Source organism: Pseudomonas sp. R11-23-07, from assembly GCF_003852295.1.
In the GTDB taxonomy this organism is placed as follows: domain Bacteria; phylum Pseudomonadota; class Gammaproteobacteria; order Pseudomonadales; family Pseudomonadaceae; genus Aquipseudomonas.
Map to the genome: position 1 here is coordinate 2,296,517 of NZ_CP027761.1, position 24,578 is coordinate 2,321,094.

The 24,578-nt window shown below is 62.5% G+C and carries 16 protein-coding genes; 6 read left to right on the top strand and 10 right to left on the bottom strand.

Going from position 1 to position 24,578, the window contains the following annotated elements; translation table 11 throughout:
• Complete coding sequence (locus C4J84_RS10585) at positions 1-906, bottom strand: AraC family transcriptional regulator (RefSeq protein ID WP_124435291.1); 906 nt, start codon at positions 904-906, stop codon at positions 1-3.
• Positions 907-978: 72 nt separating this feature from the next.
• Entirely contained in the window at positions 979-2,268 is a 1,290-nt protein-coding gene (locus C4J84_RS10590; RefSeq protein WP_124435292.1) for a glycosyltransferase, read from the bottom strand.
• Between the two features lie 159 nt (positions 2,269-2,427).
• Here C4J84_RS10590 and tpx point away from each other — a divergent pair, with 159 nt between their 5' ends.
• The 5 genes from tpx (at position 2,428) to C4J84_RS10620 (ending at position 12,243) form a co-directional block, all read left to right on the top strand.
• Positions 2,428-2,928, top strand: coding sequence for a thiol peroxidase (gene tpx, locus C4J84_RS10595; protein ID WP_124370392.1), 501 nt, complete (start codon positions 2,428-2,430; stop codon positions 2,926-2,928).
• 231 nt (positions 2,929-3,159) lie between these two features.
• Positions 3,160-4,458, top strand: a complete 1,299-nt coding sequence (locus tag C4J84_RS10600) for an MdtA/MuxA family multidrug efflux RND transporter periplasmic adaptor subunit (protein WP_124435293.1) — start codon at positions 3,160-3,162, stop codon at positions 4,456-4,458.
• A complete protein-coding gene (locus C4J84_RS10605; RefSeq protein ID WP_124435294.1) occupies positions 4,455-7,556 on the top strand; it encodes an MdtB/MuxB family multidrug efflux RND transporter permease subunit in 3,102 nt (1,033 codons plus the stop codon). The genes C4J84_RS10600 and C4J84_RS10605 overlap by 4 nt, the downstream gene beginning before the upstream one ends.
• Complete coding sequence (locus tag C4J84_RS10610; RefSeq protein ID WP_124370395.1) at positions 7,553-10,660, top strand: efflux RND transporter permease subunit; 3,108 nt, start codon at positions 7,553-7,555, stop codon at positions 10,658-10,660. The genes C4J84_RS10605 and C4J84_RS10610 overlap by 4 nt, the downstream gene beginning before the upstream one ends.
• 155 nt (positions 10,661-10,815) lie before the next feature.
• The gene (locus C4J84_RS10620) at positions 10,816-12,243 is read left to right on the top strand and encodes an efflux transporter outer membrane subunit (protein WP_124435295.1); all 1,428 of its coding nucleotides are present in this window, start codon (positions 10,816-10,818) and stop codon (positions 12,241-12,243) included.
• A 160-nt stretch (positions 12,244-12,403) separates the two neighbouring features.
• On the opposite strand, the gene C4J84_RS10625 is transcribed toward C4J84_RS10620, so the two are convergent.
• From C4J84_RS10625 to xylA, 4 genes are all read right to left on the bottom strand, one after another.
• A complete protein-coding gene (locus C4J84_RS10625) occupies positions 12,404-13,540 on the bottom strand; it encodes a sugar ABC transporter permease (protein WP_124435296.1) in 1,137 nt (378 codons plus the stop codon).
• Positions 13,541-15,097 carry a D-xylose ABC transporter ATP-binding protein gene (gene xylG, locus C4J84_RS10630; protein ID WP_124406942.1) on the bottom strand — a complete coding sequence of 519 codons (1,557 nt, stop codon included), beginning with the start codon at positions 15,095-15,097 and terminating at the stop codon, positions 13,541-13,543.
• Positions 15,094-16,095, bottom strand: a complete 1,002-nt coding sequence (xylF, locus tag C4J84_RS10635) for a D-xylose ABC transporter substrate-binding protein (protein ID WP_124370398.1) — start codon at positions 16,093-16,095, stop codon at positions 15,094-15,096. Before xylF ends, xylG begins: the two co-directional genes overlap by 4 nt.
• A gap of 169 nt (positions 16,096-16,264) precedes the next feature.
• The gene (gene xylA, locus C4J84_RS10640) at positions 16,265-17,581 is read right to left on the bottom strand and encodes a xylose isomerase (protein ID WP_124370399.1); all 1,317 of its coding nucleotides are present in this window, start codon (positions 17,579-17,581) and stop codon (positions 16,265-16,267) included.
• A 139-nt stretch (positions 17,582-17,720) separates the two neighbouring features.
• On the opposite strand from xylA, the gene C4J84_RS10645 reads away from it, so the two are divergent.
• Positions 17,721-18,896 (top strand): XylR family transcriptional regulator, encoded by a 1,176-nt coding sequence (locus C4J84_RS10645; RefSeq protein ID WP_124370400.1) that lies wholly within the window; start codon positions 17,721-17,723, stop codon positions 18,894-18,896.
• On the opposite strand, the gene C4J84_RS10650 is transcribed toward C4J84_RS10645, so the two are convergent.
• The 4 genes from C4J84_RS10650 to C4J84_RS10670 form a co-directional block, all read right to left on the bottom strand.
• Positions 18,893-20,158 (bottom strand): carbohydrate porin, encoded by a 1,266-nt coding sequence (locus C4J84_RS10650; protein ID WP_124370401.1) that lies wholly within the window; start codon positions 20,156-20,158, stop codon positions 18,893-18,895. The genes C4J84_RS10645 and C4J84_RS10650 overlap by 4 nt on opposite strands.
• 55 nt (positions 20,159-20,213) lie before the next feature.
• Positions 20,214-22,622 carry a glucose/quinate/shikimate family membrane-bound PQQ-dependent dehydrogenase gene (locus C4J84_RS10655; RefSeq protein WP_124370402.1) on the bottom strand — a complete coding sequence of 803 codons (2,409 nt, stop codon included), beginning with the start codon at positions 22,620-22,622 and terminating at the stop codon, positions 20,214-20,216.
• Between the two features lie 357 nt (positions 22,623-22,979).
• Complete coding sequence (locus C4J84_RS10665; protein ID WP_124370403.1) at positions 22,980-24,023, bottom strand: LLM class flavin-dependent oxidoreductase; 1,044 nt, start codon at positions 24,021-24,023, stop codon at positions 22,980-22,982.
• Positions 24,024-24,084: 61 nt separating this feature from the next.
• On the bottom strand, positions 24,085-24,570 hold the full coding sequence (locus C4J84_RS10670) for a flavin reductase family protein (RefSeq protein ID WP_124362446.1): 486 nt from the start codon (positions 24,568-24,570) through the stop codon (positions 24,085-24,087).
• Positions 24,571-24,578 lie beyond the last annotated feature (8 nt).

The window sequence follows — 24,578 nt, forward strand, 5'->3', positions numbered from 1 at the left end:
TCAGGCCTGGTTACGCTCAGTCAACCGTTGTACGGCCAGGCGCCGATAGTGCGATGGGGTCATGCCCTTGAGCTGCTGAAAGCGCCGGTTGAAGTTGGAAATGTTATTGAAGCCCGACTCAAAGCACACATCCGTCACCGCCTTGTCGCCATCGGCCAGCAACTCGCAGGACTTGCTGATGCGCAGCCGGTTGACGAACTCGATAAACGTGCGCCCGGTAGCCTGTTTGAACACGCGGGAAAAATAGGTGGGCTTCATGCCCAGGTAGTCTGCCACTTCCTCCAACGGTAGCTCGCGGGCGTAGTGGGCAAAGATATAATCCACCGCGCGGTTGGTGCGGTCGATGCTGTGCTCATCGGCCAGCTGCGGTGTAGTGGCACCCGACAGCAGATGGTAGTCCTCGCAGGCGCTCAGTACTTCCAGCAAGATAAAGAAGTGCCCCAGCCGCGCCATGCCCTGGGTGTCTTCGATGCGCTGCATCAGATCCATGGCTCGTGCGATGGTGGTTTTGCAGCGGAATTCAATGCCGTACTGGGCGCGTTCGAGCAGCGGCGCCAGGCTTCTGAGTTCAGTGAAGATCTGACTGCCGTTTTCCAGCAACTCGTCGGTAAAGTTCACCAGCATGTCGCGCTTGGGGACTGTCTCATCGGCCTCCCCCTGGCTGATCCAGTTATGTGGCAGATTGGGGCCCGTCAGGAACAGGCTTTCGGGATAGAAGTTGCCGATGTAGTCGCCAATGAACACTTTGCCGGAGCTGGCGACGATCAGGTGCAGCTCGTATTCCTTATGGAAGTGCCAGCGCACCAGCGGGCAGGGAAAGCCGTGCTGGCGATAGATGATGGACAGGCCGTTATGGTCGTCCATCAACTCGTAGGAAGGGTCGGTGATGCGCGTTGCTCGGGTCATGTTGCCGTCGCTTTATTGTGGGTGCCGCGTAGGATAATGCCCCGTTGCGCGCGACCCTGCCAGCGTCGCGCGTTAAAGGCTGCGGTTTTTTGCTTCGATCCACTGGGACATGTACTGGGTGCTCTTGTGCGCATGATGGCGCAGCATGCTGCCGGTGAAGTTGTCCCTGCGATGGGCGGCGAGGTTGCCGCGGCATTGCTCCAGGCACGCTACCAGAGCGGGCCCATGAGTAGCCTGGTCATAACGCCGGGCCAGAAGCTGGCGACCGTGTTCCTGGGCCTCGGTCCAGCGCTCGCGGTCCTGGTAGAGGCTCACGGCGGCAGAAGCCAGAGCCGGGGCGTCGTGTTCGATCACGCCCGGCCAGGGCTGGTCATCGCCCATGGCCTCGGCGCCGATCGGGGTGGTGACATTGGGCGTGCCGCACAGCATCGCGTCGACCAACTTGCCTTTGATCCCCGCACCAAAGCGCAGCGGCGCCAGGCAGATACGCGCAGCGGTCATCACTTGCAGCGCATCTTCGGCCCAGTTCATCACATGAAAGCCCTGCGTCGGGTTGTGCAGGGCGGTGGCCTTGGGCGGGGTGTAGGCGCCGTAGATGTGCAACTGGGCGCCCGGTAATTGCTGGCGGATCAGCGGCCAGAGGCTGTGCTTCATCCACAGCACCGCGTCCCAGTTGGGCGCGTGGCGGAAGTTGCCGATGCTGAGAAAGTGCGCGCGGTCTTCGAACGGCGCAAAGGCTGCGGTTGGCGGCTCCATCATCAACGGGCACCAGTGGAGCAGGGCGGCGGGCACCTTGAACTGCTCGGTGAGCAGGCGGATTTCCACGTCGGAGATCATCAGGCTGATGTCGCAGCGGTAGATCGCGGCAATTTCGCGTTTGGCCAGGTCAGTGTCGGCCATCCGTTGGAATTCTTGCTCGAGGTCCGGGGCGAACAGGGCGGTAAAGTCGTCACCCTCCGGATCGGCTTTGAGCGCCGCCTTGAGCCGCACCTGCCGGGCGTCGCGCAGGCTTTGCAGGTCGGAGGTTTCCAGCACGCGCAGGGCGTCGGGGCAGCCTTTTTCCACGCGCCAGCCGAACTGTTCTTCCATCATGAAGCGGTCGAACAGCACGATGTCCGGCGCCAGCTCACGGATGAAGTCGTCGAAGCTGCTGTTATTGAGCTCAATGGCGCATTCACGGATGCCCAGCGCCGGCAAGTCGGCCTTGTGCTCGCCGATGGTGGCCGGGCTGCTGAAGGTTATGTCCCAACCTTGTGTAAGAAAACTCTGCAGAATTTGCATCATATGCCCGCCGGCAGCCGAAGAACGCGGCTCCGGCCAGACGTAACCGATGACCAGGACTTTGGTGGCGGGATGATTCATCGGCGTTGATTTCCTTGAAGGGCAGGCGAAAAGCGCGCAATTAAACCACAACCAGATGGCATGACAATTTGTGTCTGGCGGTAGGTAGCCAACGGACTTTGTGGTTAACTTCGGCCTCTCGATTTCGTTTAACCAAAACCCAGCATAAGGATTCCGTTCATGGCTCAAGTTACCCTCAAAGGCAACCCGGTCCAGGTTGAAGGCGAACTGCCGAAAGTCGGCGCCAAAGCTGCAGACTTCACCCTGACCGCCGGCGATCTGTCCAACGCCACCCTGGCCACCTTTGCCGGCAAGCGCAAAGTGCTGAACATCTTCCCAAGCGTTGACACCCCAACCTGCGCGACCTCGGTGCGCAAGTTCAACGCCCAGGCCAACGATGTGGAAAACACCGTGGTGCTGTGCATCTCCACCGACCTGCCATTCGCCCAGGCGCGTTTCTGCGGTTCCGAAGGCCTGGAAAACGTGAAGAACCTGTCCGACTTCCGCGATTCGGATTTCGCCGTTGATTACGGTGTGGCGATTGCCGACGGCCCGCTCAAGGGCCTGACCGCTCGCGCGGTGGTGGTGCTGGACGAAAACGACACTGTGCTGCACAGCGAGTTGGTCAAGGAAATCGCTGAAGAGCCAAACTACGACGCCGCCCTGGCTGTGTTGAAGTAACTGTATCTGCGCGTGACTGTCGTTTGGCAGTAACACGTATGATGCATGATTGCGGCCTGGCCTAGTCCAGGCCGTTTTTATTTGAGCGTCAGCGGTTTAGCGAAATAGCCGGCGGACTAAGATCAACAGTTAAAAGTTGTAAGCCCAAGGTAAATAGCCGGTAAAGGTGCTTTTCTAAACGCACCCCAGTGCTTATCTTTCAGCCTCCCAAAGAAGAAGCTCTCGCGCCCAATGGTTGATCACTCCATGCAATCCTCCCCCCGCAACTCCCGTCGCTGGCTGTTCGGCCTGCTCGTGCTGCTGGTTATCGCCGGCCTGTGCTGGAAATTCTGGCCCGGCAGCGCAGCCCATAAGGACGCTCCGGCCGGGCACACCGGTAAAACCGGCATGGCGCGCCCGGGTTTCGGCGGTGCTACCGGCCCGATTCCGGTGCGTGTGGCATCGGTGGCGCTGGGGGATTTTCCGGTGTACTACAAGGCGTTGGGCACGGTGACGGCGCTCAACACCATTAATGTGCGCAGCCGGGTGGGCGGCGAGCTGGTGAAGATCGCCTTTGAAGAAGGGCAGATGGTCAAGGCCGGCGACTTGCTGGCGGAAATCGACCCGCGCAGCTACCAGAACGCCTTGCTCCAGGCCCAGGGCACGTTGCTGCAGAACCAGGCCCAGCTGAAAAACGCTCAGGTCGACGTCGAGCGTTATCGCGGCCTGTACGCCCAGGACAGCATCGCCAAGCAGACCCTGGACACCGCCGAAGCGCTGGTCATGCAGTACCAGGGCACGGTCAAGACCAACCAGGGCGCGGTCGACGATGCCAAGCTGAACCTTGAATTCACCAAGATCCGCGCGCCGATTGCCGGTCGCGTCGGCCTGCGTCAGCTCGATGTCGGCAACCTGGTGGCCGCCAACGACACCACCGCCCTCGCGGTGATCACCCAGACCCAGCCGATCAGCGTGGCCTTCACCCTGCCGGAAAATACCCTGGAAACCGTGCTGGCCCGTTACCACGCCGGCAACAAACTGCCGGTGGAAGCCTGGGACCGTGGCGACGCGAAAAAGCAGGCGGTGGGCGTGCTGCAAAGCCTGGACAACCAGATCGACGTGACCACCGGCACCCTGAAATTCAAGGCGCGCTTCGATAACAAGGATCAGGCGCTGTTCCCCAATCAGTTCGTCAATGTGCATCTGCTGGCCGACACCCTGCACAACGTGGTACTGGCACCTTCCGCTGCGATCCAGTTCGGTAACAACGGCACCTTCGTCTACAAGCTCGATGGCGACAAGAAGGTCAAGGTCCAGCCGCTGGTGGTGGGCGACACCGATGGCGACAACACCGTGATCAAGCAAGGCCTCGCGGCAGGTGATCGGGTGGTCATGGAAGGCACCGACCGTCTCAAGGACGGCAGTGAAATCGAAGTGGTCAACGACAGCAGCGACGTGCCGACCACCCCGACCGAACACCTGCAAGGCAAGCCCGCGGCAAAAGGGGAGACCGGCACTGACGGCGGCAAGGCGCAAAAGGTCGGCGCATGAACCTGTCGCGCCTGTTCATCCTTCGCCCGGTCGCCACCACGCTGAGCATGCTGGCCATTGTATTGGCCGGCCTCATCGCCTATCGCCTGTTGCCGGTGTCGGCCTTGCCCCAGGTGGACTACCCGACGATTCGGGTGATGACGCTGTACCCCGGCGCCAGCCCCGACGTGATGACCAGCGCAGTCACCGCGCCGCTGGAGCGCCAGTTCGGGCAGATGCCCGGCCTGACCCAAATGGCGTCCACCAGCTCCGGCGGCGCGTCGGTGCTGACCCTGCGCTTTAACCTCGACATCAACATGGATGTCGCCGAGCAACAGGTACAGGCCGCGATCAACGCCGCCACCAACTTGCTGCCCAAGGATTTGCCGGCGCCGCCGGTGTACAACAAGGTCAACCCGGCGGATACCCCGGTACTGACGTTGGCCATCACCTCCAAGACCATGCTGCTGCCCAAGCTCAATGACCTGGTCGACACGCGCATGGCGCAAAAGATCGCGCAGATCAGCGGTGTCGGCATGGTCAGCATCGCCGGTGGCCAGCGCCAGGCCGTGCGCATCAAGGTCAACCCCGAGGCCCTGGCGGCCAACGGCTTGAACCTGTCGGACGTGCGCACCTTGATCGCCGCGTCCAACGTCAACCAGCCCAAGGGCAATTTCGACGGCCCCACCCGGGTGTCGATGCTCGACGCGAACGACCAGTTGGTCTCGCCCCAGCAATATGCCGAGCTCATTCTGGCCTACAGCAACGGCGCGCCGCTGCGCCTTAAAGACGTGGCGCAAATTGTCGACGGCGCCGAAAACGAGCGCCTTGCCGCCTGGGCCAATGAAAACCAGGCCGTGCTGCTCAATATCCAGCGCCAGCCGGGCGCCAACGTGATCGAGGTGGTGGACCGTATCAAGGCGCTGCTGCCGAGCATCACCGACAACCTGCCGGCGGGGCTGGACGTGACGGTGCTCACCGATCGCACCCAGACCATCCGCGCGTCGGTGAAAGACGTGCAGCACGAATTGCTGATCGCCATTGTCCTGGTGGTAATGGTCACGTTCCTGTTCCTGCGCCGAGTCAGCGCCACGCTTATTCCATCCATCGCCGTGCCGCTGTCGCTGATCGGCACCTTTGGCGTGATGTACCTGGCGGGGTTCTCGGTCAATAACCTGACGTTGATGGCCCTGACCATTGCCACCGGGTTCGTGGTGGACGATGCCATCGTGATGCTGGAGAACATCTCCCGCTACATCGAGGAAGGCGAGACGCCCATGGCCGCCGCGCTCAAGGGCGCCAAACAGATCGGCTTCACCCTGATTTCCCTGACCCTGTCGCTGATCGCCGTGCTGATCCCGCTGCTGTTCATGGCCGACGTGGTCGGGCGCCTGTTCCGCGAGTTCGCCATTACCCTGGCCGTGGCGATCCTGATTTCCCTGGTGGTGTCCCTCACGCTCACGCCGATGATGTGCGCGCGCTTGCTCAAGCGTGAGCCGAAAGAAGAGGAGCAGGGCCGCTTTTACAAGGCCAGCGGCGCCTGGATCGATTGGCTGATCGAAGCCTACGGGCGCAAGTTGCAGTGGGTGCTCAAGCACCAGCCGCTGACCTTGCTGGTGGCCATCGCCACCCTGGGTCTTACGGTAGTGCTGTACCTGGTGGTGCCCAAGGGCTTTTTCCCGGTGCAGGATACCGGGGTCATCCAGGGCATTTCCGAGGCGCCGCAGTCGATCTCCTTTGCGGCGATGAGCCAGCGCCAGCAGCAACTGGCGAAGATCATCCTGGCCGATCCGGCGGTTGAAAGCCTGTCGTCCTACATTGGCGTGGACGGTGATAACGCCACGCTCAACAGCGGCCGCTTGCTGATCAACCTCAAGGCCCACGGGCAGCGCGACTTGAGCGCGATGCAGGTGATCGCTCGCCTGCAACCGGAAATCGACAAGCTGGTGGGCATCCGCCTGTTCATGCAGCCGGTGCAGGACCTGACCATTGAAGACCGTGTCAGCCGCACCCAGTACCAATTCAGCATGTCCTCGCCGCACGCCGAGCTGTTGGCCCTGTGGAGCGACAAACTGGTGCATGCCCTCAGCCAGTTGCCGGAACTCACCGACGTGGCCAGTGACCTGCAGGACAAAGGCCTGCAGGTATACCTGGTGATCGACCGCGATGCCGCCTCGCGCCTGGGCGTCAGCGTCTCGACCATCACCGACGCGCTGTACGACGCCTTCGGCCAACGGCAGATTTCCACCATCTACACCCAGGCCAGCCAGTACCGCGTGGTATTGCAGGTCCAATCGGGCGAAACCTTGGGCCCGGCCGCGCTCAACCAGATCCATGTGAAGACCACCGACGGCGGCCAGGTACGGCTGTCGAGCCTGGCCCATGTGGAGCAGCGCCAGGCACAGTTGGCGATTGCCCATATCGGCCAGTTCCCGGCGGTGATGATGTCGTTCAACCTGGCCCCCGGCGTTGCGCTGGGCAAAGGCGTGGAGCTGATCAACCAGACCCAGAAGGACATCGGCATGCCGGTCGGTGTGCAGACCCAGTTCCAGGGCGCGGCCCAGGCGTTCGAGGCCTCGCTGTCGAGCACCTTGCTGCTGATCCTGGCGGCGGTGGTCACCATGTACATCGTGCTCGGCGTGCTCTACGAGAGTTATATCCACCCGATCACCATTCTCTCGACCTTGCCCTCGGCGGCGGTGGGTGCCTTGCTCGCCTTGCTGCTCAGTGGCAATGACCTGGGCATGATCGCGATCATCGGCATCATTTTGCTGATCGGTATCGTCAAGAAGAACGCGATCATGATGATCGACTTCGCCCTCGACGCCGAGCGCAACCAGGGCCTGGACCCGCAGACCGCCATCTACCAGGCGGCGCTGCTGCGCTTCCGGCCGATCCTGATGACCACCCTGGCCGCCTTGTTCGGTGCGGTGCCGTTGATGCTGGCCAGCGGTTCCGGTGCCGAGCTGCGCCAGCCCCTGGGCCTGGTGATGGTCGGCGGGTTGCTGGTGAGCCAGGTGTTGACGCTGTTCACCACGCCAGTGATCTACCTGTATTTCGATCGGTTGGGACGGCGCTGGCGCAAAGAGCCACAGAGCCTGGAGCCGGTTGAGTCATGAACCTGTCCGGACCGTTCATTCGCCGGCCGGTAGCCACGATGCTGCTGAGCCTGGCGATCATGCTGCTCGGCGGCGTCAGCTTCAACCTGCTGCCGGTGTCGCCGTTGCCGCAGATCGACTTCCCGGTGATCGTGGTGTCGGCCAGCTTGCCCGGCGCCAGCCCCGAGGTGATGGCGTCTACCGTGGCCACGCCGCTGGAGCGCTCGTTCGGTGCGATTGCCGGCATCACCACCATGAGCAGTTCATCGAGCCAGGGCTCTACGCGGGTGATCCTCGCTTTCGATTCCGACCGGGATATCAACGGCGCGGCGCGGGAAGTGCAGGCGGCGATCAATGCGTCGCGCAACCTGCTGCCCAGCGGCATGCGCAGCATGCCCACGTACAAGAAGATCAACCCGTCCCAGGCGCCGATCATGGTGCTGTCGCTGACCTCGGACGTGCTGCAGAAGGGCCAGCTGTACGACCTGGCCTCGACCATCCTGTCCCAGAGCCTGTCCCAGGTGCCGGGGGTGGGCGAAGTGCAGATCGGCGGCAGTTCGCTGCCGGCCGTGCGCATCGAACTGGAGCCCAAGGCCCTCGACCAGTACGGCGTGGCCCTGGACGATGTGCGCAATACCATCGCCAACGCCAACCAGCGCCGGCCTAAGGGCTCCCTGGAAGACAGCGAGCGTAACTGGCAGATCCAGGCCAATGACCAGTTGGAAAAGGCCAAGGACTATGAGCCGCTGCTGATTCGCTACCAGAACGGTGCGGCGCTGCGCCTGAGCGATGTGGCGAAGATCAGCGATGGCGTCGAAGACCGTTACAACAGCGGTTTTTTCAACAATGATTCGGCAGTGCTGCTGGTGATCAACCGCCAGTCCGGCGCCAACATCATCGAGACGGTGCGGCAGATCAAGGCGCAGTTGCCGGCGTTGCAGGCGGTGTTGCCGTCCAGCGTCAAGCTCAACCTGGCCATGGACCGTTCGCCGGTCATCACCGCCACCTTGCACGAAGCCGAAATGACCCTGCTGATCGCCGTGGCCCTGGTGGTGCTGGTGGTGTACCTGTTCCTGGGCAACTTCCGCGCCTCGTTGATCCCCACCCTGGCGGTGCCGGTGTCGCTGGTGGGCACTTTTGCGGTGATGTACCTGTACGGGTTTTCGTTGAACAACTTCTCGCTGATGGCGCTGATCCTGGCCACCGGCCTGGTGGTGGACGATGCCATTGTGGTGCTGGAGAACATTTCCCGGCATATCGACGAGGGCGTGCCGCCGATGAAGGCCGCCTACCTGGGCGCCGAGGAAGTCGGCTTTACCTTGCTGTCGATGAACGTATCGCTGGTGGCGGTGTTTCTCTCCATCCTGTTCATGGGCGGCATTGTCACCAACCTGTTTCGTGAGTTTTCCATCACCTTGTCGGCGGCGATCATCGTCTCGCTGATCGTGTCGCTGACCCTGACCCCGATGCTCTGCGCGCGCTGGCTCAAGCCCCATGTCAAAGGGCAGATGACCGGGTTGCAGCGCTGGAGCCACCGCATTAACGAGCGCATGGTCGCCGCCTATGCCACCAGCCTGGACTGGGTGCTGCGCCATCGACGCCTGACCCTGCTCAGCCTGCTGGTCACCGTGGGCGTGAACATCGCGCTGTACGTGGTAGTGCCGAAAACCTTCATGCCCCAGCAGGACACCGGCCAGTTGATCGGTTTTGTGCGCGGCGATGACGGGCTGTCGTTCAATGTGATGCAGCCGAAGATGGAAATTTTTCGCCAGGCCGTGCTCAAGGACCCGGCGGTGCTCAGCGTGGCTGGCTTTATCGGCGGCAACAGCGGCATCAACAATGCGGTGATGCTGGTGCGCCTCAAACCCATCGGTGAGCGCAAGGTCTCGGCCCAGGCGGTGATCGAGCGCTTGCGCAAGGAGGTGCCGCTGGTGCCGGGCGGGCGGCTGTTCCTGATGGCCGACCAGGACCTGCAGTTTGGCGGCAGCCGCGACCAGACCAGCGCGCAGTACTCCTACATCCTGCAAAGCGGTGACCTGGCCGCATTGCGCCTGTGGTACCCGAAAGTGGTGGCCGCCATGCGTGAGCTGCCGGAGCTGACCGCCATCGACGCCCGCGAAGGACGCGGCGCGGCCCAGGTCACGCTGATCGTCGACCGCGACCAGGCCAAGCGCCTGGGTATCGACATGGACATGGTCACCTCGGTGCTGAATAACGCCTACAGCCAGCGGCAGATTTCCACGATCTACGACAGCCTCAACCAGTATCAGGTGGTGATGGAGGTCAACCCCAAATATGCCCAGGACCCGATCACCCTTAACCAGGTGCAGGTGATCACCGCCGATGGCGCGCGGGTGCCGCTGTCAACCATTGCCCATTATGAGAACAGCCTGGCCGATGACCGCGTCAGCCATGAAGGGCAGTTCGCCTCGGAAAACATCGCGTTCGACATGGCGCCCGGCGTCACGGTGGAGCAGGGCACCGCCGCCATCGAGCGCGCGATTGCCAAGGTCGGCCTGCCGGAAGACGTGATCGCCAAGATGGCCGGCACCGCCGACGCGTTCGCCGCGACCCAGAAAGGCCAGCCGTTCATGATTCTCGGCGCGCTGGTGGCGGTGTACCTGGTGCTGGGCATTCTGTATGAAAGCTATATCCACCCGCTGACGATTCTGTCGACCTTGCCGTCGGCCGGGGTGGGCGCGTTGCTGTCTATCTACCTGCTGGGCGGGGAGTTCAGCCTGATCTCCCTGCTGGGGCTGTTCCTGCTGATCGGGGTGGTGAAGAAAAACGCGATCCTGATGATCGACCTGGCGCTGCAGCTTGAGCGTCATGACGGCATGAGCCCGCTGGAGTCGATTCGCAGCGCCTGCCTGCTGCGCCTGAGGCCGATCCTGATGACCACCCTGGCGGCGATTCTCGGGGCCTTGCCATTGCTGCTCGGCGCCGGCGACGGCGCGGAAATGCGCCAGCCTTTGGGCCTGACCATTATCGGCGGCCTGGTGTTCAGCCAGATCCTGACCCTTTACACCACTCCGGTGGTTTACCTCTATCTTGACCGCGCGCGCCACCGCTTCAATGCCTGGCGCGGCGTGCGTACCGATGCTGCCCTGGACACTGCGCTATGACCGATTCAACCAATCCCTCACCGGTAGGCTCCCGCTTGTTGTGGCGAGGGAGCTTGCTCCCGCTGGGCTGCGCAGCGGCCCCAAAAGCGCCTGGGAGTGCTCCGCCCTCCAGCGGGAGCAAGCTCCCTCGCCACAGCGCGAGTCTCGGCAAGGGTATGAGGGTGCTTACCCTGGTTATCTCTGGTGTGCTACTCAGCGCCTGCGCCATCGGTCCTGATTACCAGCGGCCGACCGTGGTCGAACCGGCACAATTCAAGCAAGCCCAGGGCTGGCGCCAGGCCAATCCAAGCGATTCCCTGGCCCGTGGCGCATGGTGGGAGCTGTACGGCGATCACCAACTGAACGACCTGGTGGTACGCCTCAACACCTCCAACCAGACCGTCGCCCAGGCCGAGGCGCGCTTTCGCCAGGCCCAGGCACTGGTACGCAGTGCTCGCGGGGCGTTTTACCCCAGCGTCGACCTGAGCGTCGGTAAAACCCGCGCCAGCCAGGGCACCGGTAGCAGCAGCGCCAGCCTCAGCAGTTCCAGCAGTGGTATTCGCGACACCCTCAATGCGCAGTTGGGCGTGAGCTGGGAAGCCGATATCTGGGGCAAATTGCGTCGGGGCCTGGAGGCCAACGAAGCCAGCGCCGAGGCCAGCTCGGCCGACCTGGCCGCAATGCGCCTGAGCCAACAGTCGGAGCTGGTGCAGAGCTATTTGCAGTTACGGGTCATGGACGAACAGACACGCTTGTTGCAAGCCACGCTGGACACCTACCAGCGCTCGCTGCAAATGACCGAAAACCAATACCGCGCCGGTGTGGCCGGCAAGGACGCCATCGCCCAGGCGCAAACCCAGTTCAAGACCACCCAAGCCAGCCTGATCGACCTGATCTGGCAGCGCGCGCAATTGGAAAACGCCATTGCAGTACTGATCGGTGAAGCGCCGGCCAATTTCAGCCTGGCCGTGAGCAAAGACATCCCGGCACTGCCGCAGATTCCCGTCGGCCTGCCGTCGCACCTGTTGGAGCGTCGTCCGGATATTGCCTCGGCGGAACGCTCGGTGATTGCGGCCAACGCCAATATCGGCGTAGCCAAGGCTGCCTATTACCCCGACTTGACCTTGAGCCTGGCGGGGGGCTATTCCAGCAGCACCTATGCAGACTGGATCAGCCTGCCAAACCGCTTCTGGTCGGTGGGCCCGAAGCTGGCTATGACCCTGTTCGACGGCGGCCAGCGCTCGGCGGAAGTCGACCGCAGCGTGGCCAGTTATGACGAGACCGTGGCCAAGTACCGTCAGACCGTGCTGGATGGGTTCCGCGAAGTGGAAAACTACATGGTGCAGCTCAAGGTGCTGGCGGACGAAGCGGTAGTCAGCAACGAAGCGCTGGAGGCTGCGCGCGAGTCGTTGCGGTTGACCGAGAACCAGTACAAGGCCGGGTTGATCGCTTATCTGGACGTGGTCACGGTGCAGGCAACGGCCTTGAGCAACGAGCGCACGGTATTGACCTTGCTGCAGTCGCGGCTGGTGGCGAGCGTGCAATTGATTGCGGCGCTGGGTGGCGGATGGGACGGCAACACTGCTCTGGTCGAGAAGGATTGACCGCAGACACCGATCGTTTCCACGCTCCCGCGTTGGAACGATCATCCCCGTGGAAAAATGAGGACAATGTGGGAGGGGGCTTGCCCCCGATAGCGGTGTATCAGCTGAATGAATATCGACTGGCAATCCGCCATCGGGAGCAAGCCCCCTCCCACAGGGTCTACCGGCGTCCCGCCCGTGTACTCACATCCACCCACACCGCCAGCACCAGGATGCTGCCTTTCACGATCATCTGCCAGTAACTGTCCACATCCAGCATCGACATGCCGTTATCCAAACTGGTAATCACCAACGCCCCGAGCAAGGCGCCATATACCGTGCCCGACCCGCCGCGCATCGAGGTGCCGCCGATGAAGCACGCTGCGATGGCGTCCAGCTCGCCCATATTGCCCGCCGACGGTGAGCCGGCGGCCAGGCGGGCGGTGTTGACCAGGCCGGCGAGGGCGCACATCACGCCCATGATGCCGAAGATCCACAGTTTCACCGCCTGCACGTTGATGCCGGACAGCCGCGTGGCTTCCATATTGCTGCCCACCGCATACACGCGGCGGCCGAAGACGGTCTGGCTGGTGACGTAGCTGAACACGCCGAGCAGCACCAGCAGCAGCAACACCGGCACCGGGATGCCGTCGTAGCTGTTGAGGGTGGTGACAAACCCGGCCAGCACCGCGCCGATCAGCACCACGCGCAGTACGTCGCGTAGCAGGGAGTGCGCGGCCAGGCCATGCAGGGCGCGGTTGCGCCGTTGTTTCCAGGTGAGGAACAGGGTCAGCGCGAACAGCACTGCACCCAGGCCGATGCCCACGGTGTGCGGCAGGTAGCCTTGGCCGACGTACACCAGCGACGGCGACACCGGCGCGATGGTGGTGCCGCCGGTGATCCCCAGCAGGATCCCGCGAAACGCCAGCATCCCGCCCAGGCCGACAATGAACGAGGGGATGCGCAGGTAGGCGGTCATGTAGCCGTTAGCCAGGCCGATCATCAGGCCGCATAACGCCACCAGGCTCAGGTTGGCCAGCAGCGGGATGTGGTACACCACATCCAGGATCGCCGCCAGCCCACCCAGCAAACCGAGCAACGAACCCACCGACAAATCGATTTCGCCGCTGATGATCACCAGCACCATGCCGCACGCCAGGATCCCGGTGATCGACATCTGCCGCAGCAGGTTGGACAGGTTGCGTGGCGTGAGGAAGCCGCCGTCGGTCTGCCAGCTGAAAAACAGCCAGATGAACGCCACGGCGATCACCAGGGCGAGCATTTTGTAGCGGGTGAAAAGGTGTTTGACCTGATTCATCTACGCGGTCTTCCGATCATTATTGTTTTGGCTGAGCGCAGCGGCGAGCACCTGTTCCTGGGTGAGCCCCTGATTGATGAAATCACCCCGCAACTGGCCGTCGCCGATCACCAGCACGCGGTTGGACACGCCGAGCACTTCAGCGAGCTCCGACGACACCATGATGATCGACACCCCCTCGGCTGCCAGCGCGCCCATCAGTTTGTAGATCTCGTACTTGGCGCCCACATCCACCCCGCGCGTGGGCTCATCGAGGATCAGCACCTTGGGCTTGGCCATCAGCATTTTCGCCAGCACGGCTTTTTGCTGATTGCCACCGGACAGGCTGGTGATCGGCAGAAACGGGCTGGCTGTCTTGAGGTGCATGCGGGCGATCTGCTGATCGATGCTGCCCAGTTCGGCCTCGGCGTCGATGCGGGTCAGGTGGGCGTAGGTGTCAAGCACCGCCAGGGTGATGTTCTGGCCCACGCCCAGGTCGGGAATGATGCCCTGGCGCTTGCGGTCCTCGGGCACCATGCACAGCCCTGCGCGGATCGACTTGAGCGGCGTGCGCGTGTCGATCACCTGGCCCTCCAGCCATACCTCGGCGCTGTAGCGGCCGGGGTAGGCGCCGAACAGCGCCGACACCAGTTCCGTACGCCCGGCGCCCACCAGCCCGGCGATGCCGAGGATTTCACCGCGCTTGAGTACAAACGAAATATCGTCGACGCGTTTGCGCCTGGGGTTGTCGACGTCGTAGCAGGTGACGTTGCGCGCTTCAAAGATCACCTCGCCCACCTCGTGGGGTTCGGTGGGGTAGAGGTTGCTCATCTCGCGGCCGACCATCTGCGTGATGATCCGTGGGATGTCCATGTCGGCCATGGCGGTGGTCGCTATGTGCTTGCCATCGCGAATCACTGTAATGGTGTCGCACACGGCGGCCACTTCATCGAGCTTGTGCGAGATATACACACAGGCCACGCCCTTGGCCTTGAGGTCGCGGATAATGTCGAGCAGCACCTCGATCTCCGAGCGGGTCAGGGCCGAGGAGGGCTCGTCCAGGATCAGCAGGCGCGCCTGTTTGTTGAGGGCCTTGGCGATCTCCACCAGTTGCTGGTAGCCGCCGCCGTACTGCGACACCGGCAGCGCGACGTTCATGTCCGGCACCTTGAGTTCGCGCATCAACGCCTCGGCGCGGTGCAGCATCGCCGGGTAATTCATGCGCCCACCGGGCAGGGTCAGCTCGTGGCCCATGAAGATGTTCTCGGCCACCGACAGGTCGGGCACCAGGGTCAATTCCTGGTGGATGATGACGATGCCGGCGGCCTCGGTTTCGCTGATCGACTGGGCTTTGAGCGGCTGCCCGTCCCAGAGGATCTCGCCCTCCCAGGTGCCATACGGGTAGACCGCCGACAGCACCTTCATCAAGGTGGATTTGCCGGCGCCGTTCTCGCCACACAGGCCGACGCATTCCCCCGGCCGTACCTTGATGTCGATGCCGTCGAGGGCGTTGACACCGCCAAAGCTTTTGACGATGCCGTTCATTTGCAGCAGGTAGTCGGCGGCCATAGCGGTCATTGCCCGGCGATCTGCTCTTTGGTGTAGAACCCGTCCTTCTCCAGCACGTCGATGTTGGCCTTGGTCAGCGGCGTCGGCGTGAGCAGGATGGTGTCGACCTGCTTGCTGCCATTGTCGTATTGCGAGCTGTAGGTGGGCTTTTCATTGCGCGCCAACTGCACCGACAGTTTGGCCGCCTCGGTGGCGATCAACTTGAGCGGCTTGTAGACGGTCATAGTCTGGGTACCGTCGATCACGCGCTTGATCGCCGCCAGGTCAGCATCCTGGCCGGAAATCGGCACTTTGCCTGCCAGCTTCTGCGCGGCCAGGGCCTGGATCGCACCGCCGGCGGTGGCATCGTTGGAGGCGACGATGGCGTCGATCTTGTTGTTATTGCGGGTCAGGGCGTTCTCGACGATGCTCAGCGCCTCGGTGGGGTTCCATTCCTTGACCCACTGCTGGCCGACAATCTTGATATCGCCCTTGTCGATGGCCGGCTGCAGCACTTTCATCTGGCCTTCGCGCAGCACCTTGGCGTTGTTGTCGGTGGGCGCGCCGCCGAGCAGGAAGTAATTGCCCTTGGGCGCCGCTTGCAGCACGCCGTTGGCCTGCATTTCGCCGACCTTTTCGTTATCGAAGGAAATGTAGGCGTCGATGTCCGCGTTGAGGATCAGCCGGTCGTAAGACACGACTTTGATCCCGGCCTTCTTGGCTTCAGCGACCGCGTTGGTCAACACCGTGGCATTGAACGGCACGATAACGATCACGTCGACGCCACGGGAGATGAGGTTTTCGATCTGCGAGATCTGCTTCTGCTCGTTCGCATCGGCCGATTGCACGAACACCTTGGCATCCAGCTTTTCCGCCGCCGCGACGAAGTAATCGCGGTCTCGGGACCAGCGTTCCAGGCGCAGGTCGTCGATGGAAAAACCGATTTTCGGGTGCGCCGAGTCGGCCATCACCGGCAGGGCGAGCAGGGCCAGGGCGGTGGCGAGCAGGGTACGTTTGAATGACTTCATGGTGGTGCGTCCTTTTATTGTTGTTGGAAAGACACTGTGGCGAGGGAGCTTGCTCCCGCTGGGCTGCGAAGCAGCCCCAAAACCAGACACCTCGGTATATCAGGTAAACCGCAGAACCTGTAGACGGGGCCGCTTCGCGACCCAGCGGGAGCAAGCTCCCTCGCCACAGTCAGGTGTAGATAAACCGGTTGACCACACCCTCCAGCATCTCCTGGCGCCCACTCACGGCCTGCGGGTCCAGTTCGTTGGCAAACGCGTGTTCGGCGAGGGATTGCAGGCTGAACTCGCCCGCCAATACGGCTTTGCCCAGCGGCTGGTCCCAGCCGGCATAACGCTGGTCCTTGAACTGCTGCAGCCGGTCGTTCTGCACCATCGCCGCCGCGCGTTCCAGGGCCAGGGCCAGTACATCCATAGCCGCTACATGGCCGTGGAACAGGTCCACATCGTCCAGGCTCTGGCGGCGGACTTTGGAATCGAAATTGTAGCCGCCGTTCTTGAACCCGCCGGCCTTGAGAATCTCATAGGTGGACAGGGTCATTTCCTCGACGCTGTTGGGGAATTGGTCCGTGTCCCAGCCGTTCTGCGGGTCGCCACGGTTGGCGTCGATGCTGCCGAAAATCCCCAGGGACACGGCGGTGGCGATCTCATGATGAAAGCTGTGCCCGGCCAGCGTCGCGTGGTTGGCCTCGATGTTCACCTTGATCTCGTGTTCCAGGCCGTACTCATGCAGGAAGCCGAACACCGTGGCGCTGTCGTAATCGTACTGGTGCTTGGTCGGCTCCTGGGGCTTGGGCTCGATCAACAGGTCGCCCTTGAAGCCGATCTTGTGTTTGTGTTCCACCACCATGCGCATGAACCGGCCGAGCTGTTCACGCTCGCGCTTGAGGTCGGTATTGAGCAGGGTTTCATAGCCTTCACGGCCGCCCCACAGCACATAGTTGGAGCCCTTGAGCCGCAGCGTGGCATTCATCGCGCTGAACACCTGGGCAGCGGCGTAGGCGAACACCTCTGGGTCGGGGTTGCTCGCGGCACCGGCGGCAAACCGCGGGTTGCTGAAGCAATTGGCGGTGCCCCACAGCAGCTTGATACCGGTCTGTTCCTGATGACGCTCCAGGTGATCGACCATCTGCGCAAAGTGGTTGCGATATTCCTTGAGCGAGCTGCCTTCGGGCGCCACATCGGTATCGTGAAAACTGTAGTAATCGATGCCCAACTTGGAGAAGAACTCGAAGGCCGCGTCCGCCTTGCCGATGGCCAACTCCATCGGATCACCGCTGCGCTGCCACGGTCGCTTGAAGGTGCCCACGCCAAACATATCCGCCCCTGGCCACACAAAGGTGTGCCAGTAACAGGCGGCCATACGCAGGTGCTCGCGCATGGGTTTGCCGAGGATCAACTTGTTGGCGTCGTAGTGGCGAAAGGCGAGAGGGGCATCGCTGGCAGGACCTTCGAAGCGAACCTGCTCGACACCGGGGAAGTACGGCATGGCGTTTTCCTTATTGTTCTTGGCGGTGTCTGGATACTAGCAACGGCACTGGGGCTGCTGATTATGAAAATCACCAAGGGATGGTGCGATTTTGTGCAGTCAGGTCTAGTCTGTCTCAACCGGCCCCAGGACAAAAACAATGAAAACCCTACCGCCCGTTCACCGCATCGCCTTGCTCTTCAACGGCAGCAAAATCTACGACCGTGGCATCATCGCCGGCATCGGCAATTACCTGAGCAGCACCCGGGCGTCCTGGGATTTGTTTCTGGAAGAAGATTTTCTCTGCCGGTTGCGCGGCATCGAGCGTTGGCAGGGCGACGGCATCATCGCCGACTTCGATGACCCGCTGATCGGCGAGGCGTTGGCCGGGAGCCGAATACCGGTGGTGGCGGTGGGCGGTTCGTATGAGGACGCCGGCCAATACCCCAAGGGCATTCCCTATGTGGCGACCGATAACCATGCGTTGATGAAGTTGGCCTACGAGCACCTGATCGAGGCCGGGCTGACGCGGTTTGCCTGTTTCAGCCTGCCCGAAGCCCAGGCCAATCGCTGGGCCCAGGAGCGTGAGAAGGCCTTTCGCCGCTTGATGCAGCGCGATGGCCTGCATGTCGAGGTGTACCGTGGCCTGGGTACCAGCGCGCCGTTATGGGACAGCGCGGTGGAGCAGCAGATCGCCTGGCTGCACAGCCTGCCCAAGCCCATCGGCATTATTGCGGTGACCGATGCCCGCGCCCGGCAACTGCTGCAAGCTTGCCTGACGGCGGGCATTGCAGTGCCTGAGGAAGTGGCGCTGATCGGTATCGACAATGACCCGTTGACCCGCACCCTGACGCGGGTGCCGCTCAGTTCGGTGATCCAGGGCACCGAGACCATGGGCCGCACCGCCGCCGCGCTGCTGCACCAGATGCTGCATGGCAAACCCTGTGCAGGTACGCAGGTGCTGGTGCCGCCGGACGCGATCAACGTGCAGGCCTCCAGCCTGCATCAACCGTTGGGCAATCCCTATGTGATGCAGGCCCTGCTGTTCATTCGCCAGTATGCGTGCCAGGGCATCAAGACCGCGCAGGTGGCGGCGTATGTCGGGGTGTCGCGTTCATCGTTGGAGTCGCACTTTCGCAAGGTGCGCGGGTGCAGCGTGCACGATGAGATCCTGCGCTTCAAACTCGCCGCCGCCGCCAAGGGCCTGGAAAACCAGGCGCTGGCGATTGCCGATATCGCGCAGACCTGCGGGTTTACATCGGCGCAATACCTGCACACGGTGTTTCGTCGTGAGTACGGGTGTACGCCGAGGCAGTACCAGAAAGGCGAGGCTTAGAACACCGCCTTGACTTGCAAACCCAGAATCAGTGCATTGTCGATGCTCTGCCCGGAAAACGCGCCGGGTTCGATGATGTATTGCACGTCCGGCCGCAGGGTCAGCCAGGGCGTGGCCTGATAGCCATAACTGAGTTCGATCAACTGCTCGGCGCTGTCGAGGCCAGGGTAGGGCCGGTCGGCATTGAACGCCGCAAGCGCCTGTACGTCGCGACTGCGCGGGTTCGGCACTGCGCGGCCATAGCCCAGGGCGATGGTGTCATGCGGGCGGCCCTCGAACGGTTTGTACAGCACCACTCCGGCGCCATACCACTTGCTGAACGGTGACGCCGCCTCGCTGGCCGCCGAATACTGACCGAAGGCGTGCAGGCTGCGGCCCTGGGATGACCGGGAAGCCCACACGGCTTGATCGATCAACAGGTAATGGCCGCCGCGACCGCTGACCTCCTTATCACTGCCGATGCGTTTTACATCGGAGCTGTCGTAGTAGTAACCCAGCTTGTATTCCCCCGGCAGGCTGCCGGCGTGTTTGTAGATCAGCTCGATGGGCACCACGGTGCCGGTGGTGTGCTTGGGCCCCAGGTGCCAGGCGCGGCTGGAATTACCGTTGCTGGACGGGTCGACATTGAACGCCGCCACGCGCAGTTGCCAGCTCGGCGAAAAGTCGTATTTAACCCGCGCGCCCAGGTGCGCGTTCGGGTAGTTGGCCCAGCCGCTGCCGCCCGACATGTTCAGCGGATGCCCGCAGAAACCGGCGTTCATGAAATTGCACAGGATGCCGCTGTCCAGGCCGCCGAGGTCATTGCCCATGGCCATGTAGCCGAGCTTGATGTTGAGCCCCGGGGTGAACAGCGTGCGCTCATAGCTCAGTTCGGTGAGGCGCGTATACAGGCCGCCATAATTTTCCTGGATCGGCAGGCGGTTGCCCACCAGGTCATCGGAGGCGCTGTTGCCGCGCCGATCGTTGACGGTCAGCTGGATGCGGTCGCCATGGGTGAAACCGTAGAGCTTGCCCAGGTCGAACTGCGCACCGAGTTTGAGATTCTGCGAATAGCGCGCCGAGCGATGCTGGCCGCCGTGGGCGTTGTAGGCGGTCTCACCGCTGTAGTCGCCGGTAAAACGCACGCCGCGTTCGTCGAGTTCACGGCGCAGGCCGCCCCAGTCGCCGGTCAGGGTGGTGTCGTCGGCCTGGACGGGCAGGGCGGCAGCAAAGGCCAGGCCCAGCACCAGGCGCCCAAGGGCGATATGAGAAGTAGGGTTCATGGGGGATTTCCAGACACAAAGCGCGGTGCGGGCGCACCGCGCGAACAGAGGGTGGTTACGGCAAGGCGTAGGCGATCACGTAGTCGCCACGGTCGGTGGACTGGCGCGCACCGCCAGCGGTGACGACGATGTATTGCTTGCCGGTTTTCGGCGACACGTAGGTCATCGGGCCGCCCTGGCTGCCAACGGGCAGGCGGGCTTTCCAGATTTCATCACCGTTGCCGCTGTTGAAGGCGCGCAGGTAGAAGTCCTGGGTGCCGGCGATGAAGATCAGGCCACCCTGGGTCGACAGCGTACCGCCGAGGGTCGGCAGGCCTACTTTGATCGGCAGGTGCATGCGGATGCCCAGGGGGCCGGTGTCTTCAACGGTGCCGACCGGTACTTGCCAGGCGATTTTTTGCGTCTTCATGTCGATGGCGGTCAAGGTGCCGAACGGCGGCGCCTGGCACGGAATGCCGGCCACCGACAGGAAGCGGTTCTTGTTCACCGCATACGGCGTGCCCTTGAGCGGCACGGCGCCCATGCCGGTGTTCAGCGCTTCACCCCCGGACGCTGCCAGGGCCTTGTTCTGCGACGGCACCATCTGGATCCACAGGCCCAGGCGCATGTCGTTGACGAAGATAAAGCCGTGCACCGGGTCGGTGGAAATGCTGCCCCAGTTCATGCCGCCCAGAGAGCCCGGGAAACTCAGGGATTTATCGGTGCCCGGCGCGGTATACAGGCCATCGTAGCGCATGCCCTTGAAGTCGATGCGGCACAGCAACTGGTCATAGGGCGTCGCGCCCCACATGTCCGATTCGGTCAGGGTCTGCGCGCCGATCTGCGGCATGCCCACCGATTTAGGCTGGGTGGGGGAATACGGCTCGTTGGGAATGTTCGCGGCTTTCACCGGCACTTCCTGCACGTCGGTCAACGGCTTGCCGGTGGCGCGGTCGAGCACATAGATCTGCCCGGCCTTGGTGCCGATTACCACCGCGGGTACCGCCTTGTCGCTGCCTGGCGGGGTGAAATCGATCAGGCTCGGTTGCATCGGCAGGTCGAAGTCCCACAGGTCATTGTGGACCGTCTGGTACACCCATTTCTCTGCGCCGGTGGAGGCGTCCAGCGCCAGTACCGAAGCGCCGTATTTATGATTGAGCTCGGTGCGCTCAACACCGTAGATGTCGGTGGATGAGCTGCCCATCGGCAGGAAAACCGTGTTCATCAGCGGGTCGTAGGACATCGGCGCCCAGCTGTTGGGCGTACTGCGCACATAGGTGCTGCCGTCGGCTGGCGCCTGCTTGTCTTGCGGGTTGCCAGGGTCGAAAGCCCAGCGCATCTGGCCGCTGATCACATCGAAGCCACGGATCACGCCGCCCGGCATATCGGTCTGCACGTTATCGGCCACGCGTCCGCCCACCACCACGGTGGTACCGGCCATCAACGGCGCGGAAGACAATTGGTAGTAGCTGTCCGGGACATTGCCCAGCCCGGCTTTCAGATCTACCTGGCCGTGGTTGCCGAAGTCTTCGCAGAATTTGCCGGTGTCGGCATCCACGGCGATCAGGCGTGCATCGATGGTATTGGTCAGCAGGCGCCGCTGGCATTGCGCACCGGCGGGCACGCTGGCGGCGATCACCGGCGAACTGTTGGGTTGGGTCGGCTGGGCAATCGGCGCGCTGGCATCGAAATACGCCATGCCACGGCAACGCTGCCAGACCGCCGATTGGGCATTGATCTCGTTCTTCCACAGCTCCTTGCCGGTGTCGGCGTCCAGCGCGATGAGGTTGTTGTGCGGGGTGCAGATGAATACTTTGTTGCCGATCTGCAGGGGCGTGAGTTGGTCTTCTGCGCCGTTGCCGTCGCTGATGGCAACGTCACCGGTGCGGTAGGTCCAGGCGACTTTGAGCTTGTCGATGTTGTCGCGATTGATCTGGTCCAGCGCGGCGAAGCGGCTGCCGCCTTCGGTGTTGCCGTAGTGTGCCCAGTCTTTCTGGGCATCGGCCGCAGCCACCGGGGTGATGCCAGGGCCGGCGCCGGTCGGCGCTACGCTTGGGTGAGCGACGAACATATTGCCCGCCGCCACCGCCGCGCCCAGCGCCAGCACGGCAGCAACGCCATACGCGCCGCGCGCCGGTTTGCCGACCAGCAATGGATAGACCAGCGCAACCACGATGCCGATCACCGCGAACATGAACAGTCGCGAGAACAGCGGCCAGTACACCAGGCCTACATCGGCCACGGCCCAGACGGCCGTGCCGACCAGAAACGCGGCGAACCACCAGGCGCCCGCCGGCTTGCGCCGGGCAATCAACAGCCCGGCAATGGCCATGACCACGCCACCGACCAGGAAGTACCAGGAACCTCCCAGGCTGACCAGTTTGGCGCCGCCGACAGCGAGCGCAAGGCCGAGCAGGGCGATGATTACGCCCAGGCCCAGCAGAAGAAAACGTGAGACGCCAGCGGCGCGCGATGCTCGTTTCATGTCGAAAAGACTCGAGTGAGAGAGGGCAAAGCGCGATTTTAGCAAGATAAGTAACCAGTTAGTACATTGTGCAGCGCAATAGACTGTTACCGATGCTGCGATGATGGGCTGAGGCCAAAACACTGGGGTGCGGGCAAGTCCTGATGCCAGTCAGTTAAGGCGACACCGAACCTGTGGCGAGGGAGCTTGCTCCCGCTGGACTGCGCAGCAGTCCCATTGTTTGGGGCCGCTTCGCGCCCCAGCGGGAGCAAGCTCCCTCGCCACAAGTTAGTTCTCGCTTCTGCTACTTCTTAACTGACTGGCATTCGGGCAACCCCGCTCTCATGATGTGGTTGATGAGCGGGCGCCTGCAGCCGGTCAACGAAACGCGGGCATCACCTGCTCGATAAACAGTGCCAGGGACTTCTTTTTCTCGGCATGGGGCAGGCTGTTGTCGCACCAGAAGCTGAACTCATCCACGCCCAGTTCCTGGTAGTACCGAATGCGCGGGATGATCTCTGCTGCGGTGCCGATCATTGCGGTTTTGTGCAGGCTCTCCAGTTCGAACTCTGGGCGTGCGGCGAACTTCTCTTCCGGGCTTGGCTCCAGGAAACCATTGACCGGCACGTTCTTGTTGCCGAACCAGGCATCGAAGGTGCGATAGAACTTCGAGATCGCCTTGGCCCCGACTTCCCAGCCTTGCGGGTCATCAGCGGCGTGCACGTGGGTGTGACGCAGCACCATCAATTGTGGGCGGGGCACGCCAGGGTTGTTGTCCAGGGCGGCCTGGAATTTGTTTTTAAGGTCCAGGACTTCTTCGTCGCCCTTCATCAGCGGCGTGACCATGACGTTGCAGCCGTTGGCCACTGCAAAATTGTGGGAGTCGGGGTCGCGGGCGGCGATCCACATCGGTGGGGTGGGCTGTTGGATCGGCTTGGGCACGCTGGTGGAGGTGGGGAATTTCCAGATGTCGCCGTCATGGGCGTAGTCGCCTTTCCACAAGGCGCGCACTACCGGCACCATTTCGCGCAGGGCCTGGCCGCCGCTCGAGGCGGGCATGCCGCCGGCCATGCGGTCGAATTCCACTTGGTAAGCACCACGGGCCAGGCCCACTTCCATGCGTCCGTTGCTGATCACGTCGAGCAACGCGCATTCCCCCGCCACCCGCAGCGGGTGCCAGAACGGCGCGATGATGGTGCCGGCGCCCAGGCGAATAGTGGTGGTCCTGGCCGCGAGGTAAGCCAGCAGCGGCATTGGACTTGGCGATATGGTGTATTCCATGGCGTGGTGCTCGCCAATCCACACGGTGCTGAAGCCACCGGCTTCGGCCATCAGGGTCAGCTCGGTCAAGTCTTCGAACAACTGACGGTGGCTGACGCTTTCATCCCAGCGTTCCATGTGTACGAACAGCGAAAATTTCATGACGCATACCTCGGATCTATTGTTATTTTCCGCGAAAAAAGAACGGCTTTGGCGGGGGGTATCAGGCAGGCACCGGCAGGGTACCCATCTTGCCGTGGCAATACACCAGGGGCCCATTGGGCTGTGTCGGCACGATCAGGTTCTTGACCGAGCCAACCATGATTGCGTGGTCGCCGCCTTCGTATTCGCGCCACAACTGGCATTCAATGACCGCCGTGGCGTTGGCCAGGATCGGATTGCCCAAAGCACTCAGGGTCCACTCGATGCCCTGGGCTTTGTCCTTGCCTTTGCGCGCAAAGGCATAGGCTTCGCTTTGCTGCCCGCCGGACAACACATGGATGGCGAAGCGCTTGTTCTTGATCAGTACGGGGTAGGAGTCAGAGCTGTAGTTGGGGCAGAAGAGCACCAGGGCCGGGTCCATGGACAGCGAGCTGAACGCACTGGCGGTGAGGCCGACGATTTGCCCGTCGTCGTCCAGCGTAGTAATCACGGTGACCCCGGACGGAAACGAACCCATCACTTGTTTGTAGATGGCGGCATCGATCATGGGATGGT

What these genes read in the sequence shown, in the direction of transcription:
- xylF (WP_124370398.1), bottom strand. Translation starts at nt 16,095, where the DNA reads ATGAAGTCATTCAAACGTACCCTGCTCGCCACCGCCCTGGCCCTGCTC.
- C4J84_RS10590 (WP_124435292.1), bottom strand. Translation starts at nt 2,268, where the DNA reads ATGAATCATCCCGCCACCAAAGTCCTGGTCATCGGTTACGTCTGGCCG.
- C4J84_RS10655 (WP_124370402.1), bottom strand. Translation starts at nt 22,622, where the DNA reads ATGAAACGAGCATCGCGCGCCGCTGGCGTCTCACGTTTTCTTCTGCTG.
- C4J84_RS10610 (WP_124370395.1), top strand. Translation starts at nt 7,553, where the DNA reads ATGAACCTGTCCGGACCGTTCATTCGCCGGCCGGTAGCCACGATGCTG.
- C4J84_RS10585 (WP_124435291.1), bottom strand. Translation starts at nt 906, where the DNA reads ATGACCCGAGCAACGCGCATCACCGACCCTTCCTACGAGTTGATGGAC.
- C4J84_RS10645 (WP_124370400.1), top strand. Translation starts at nt 17,721, where the DNA reads ATGAAAACCCTACCGCCCGTTCACCGCATCGCCTTGCTCTTCAACGGC.
- xylA (WP_124370399.1), bottom strand. Translation starts at nt 17,581, where the DNA reads ATGCCGTACTTCCCCGGTGTCGAGCAGGTTCGCTTCGAAGGTCCTGCC.
- C4J84_RS10600 (WP_124435293.1), top strand. Translation starts at nt 3,160, where the DNA reads ATGGTTGATCACTCCATGCAATCCTCCCCCCGCAACTCCCGTCGCTGG.
- C4J84_RS10620 (WP_124435295.1), top strand. Translation starts at nt 10,816, where the DNA reads ATGAGGGTGCTTACCCTGGTTATCTCTGGTGTGCTACTCAGCGCCTGC.
- C4J84_RS10605 (WP_124435294.1), top strand. Translation starts at nt 4,455, where the DNA reads ATGAACCTGTCGCGCCTGTTCATCCTTCGCCCGGTCGCCACCACGCTG.
- xylG (WP_124406942.1), bottom strand. Translation starts at nt 15,097, where the DNA reads ATGACCGCTATGGCCGCCGACTACCTGCTGCAAATGAACGGCATCGTC.
- C4J84_RS10625 (WP_124435296.1), bottom strand. Translation starts at nt 13,540, where the DNA reads ATGAATCAGGTCAAACACCTTTTCACCCGCTACAAAATGCTCGCCCTG.
- tpx (WP_124370392.1), top strand. Translation starts at nt 2,428, where the DNA reads ATGGCTCAAGTTACCCTCAAAGGCAACCCGGTCCAGGTTGAAGGCGAA.
- C4J84_RS10670 (WP_124362446.1), bottom strand. Translation starts at nt 24,570, where the DNA reads ATGATCGATGCCGCCATCTACAAACAAGTGATGGGTTCGTTTCCGTCC.
- C4J84_RS10650 (WP_124370401.1), bottom strand. Translation starts at nt 20,158, where the DNA reads ATGAACCCTACTTCTCATATCGCCCTTGGGCGCCTGGTGCTGGGCCTG.
- C4J84_RS10665 (WP_124370403.1), bottom strand. Translation starts at nt 24,023, where the DNA reads ATGAAATTTTCGCTGTTCGTACACATGGAACGCTGGGATGAAAGCGTC.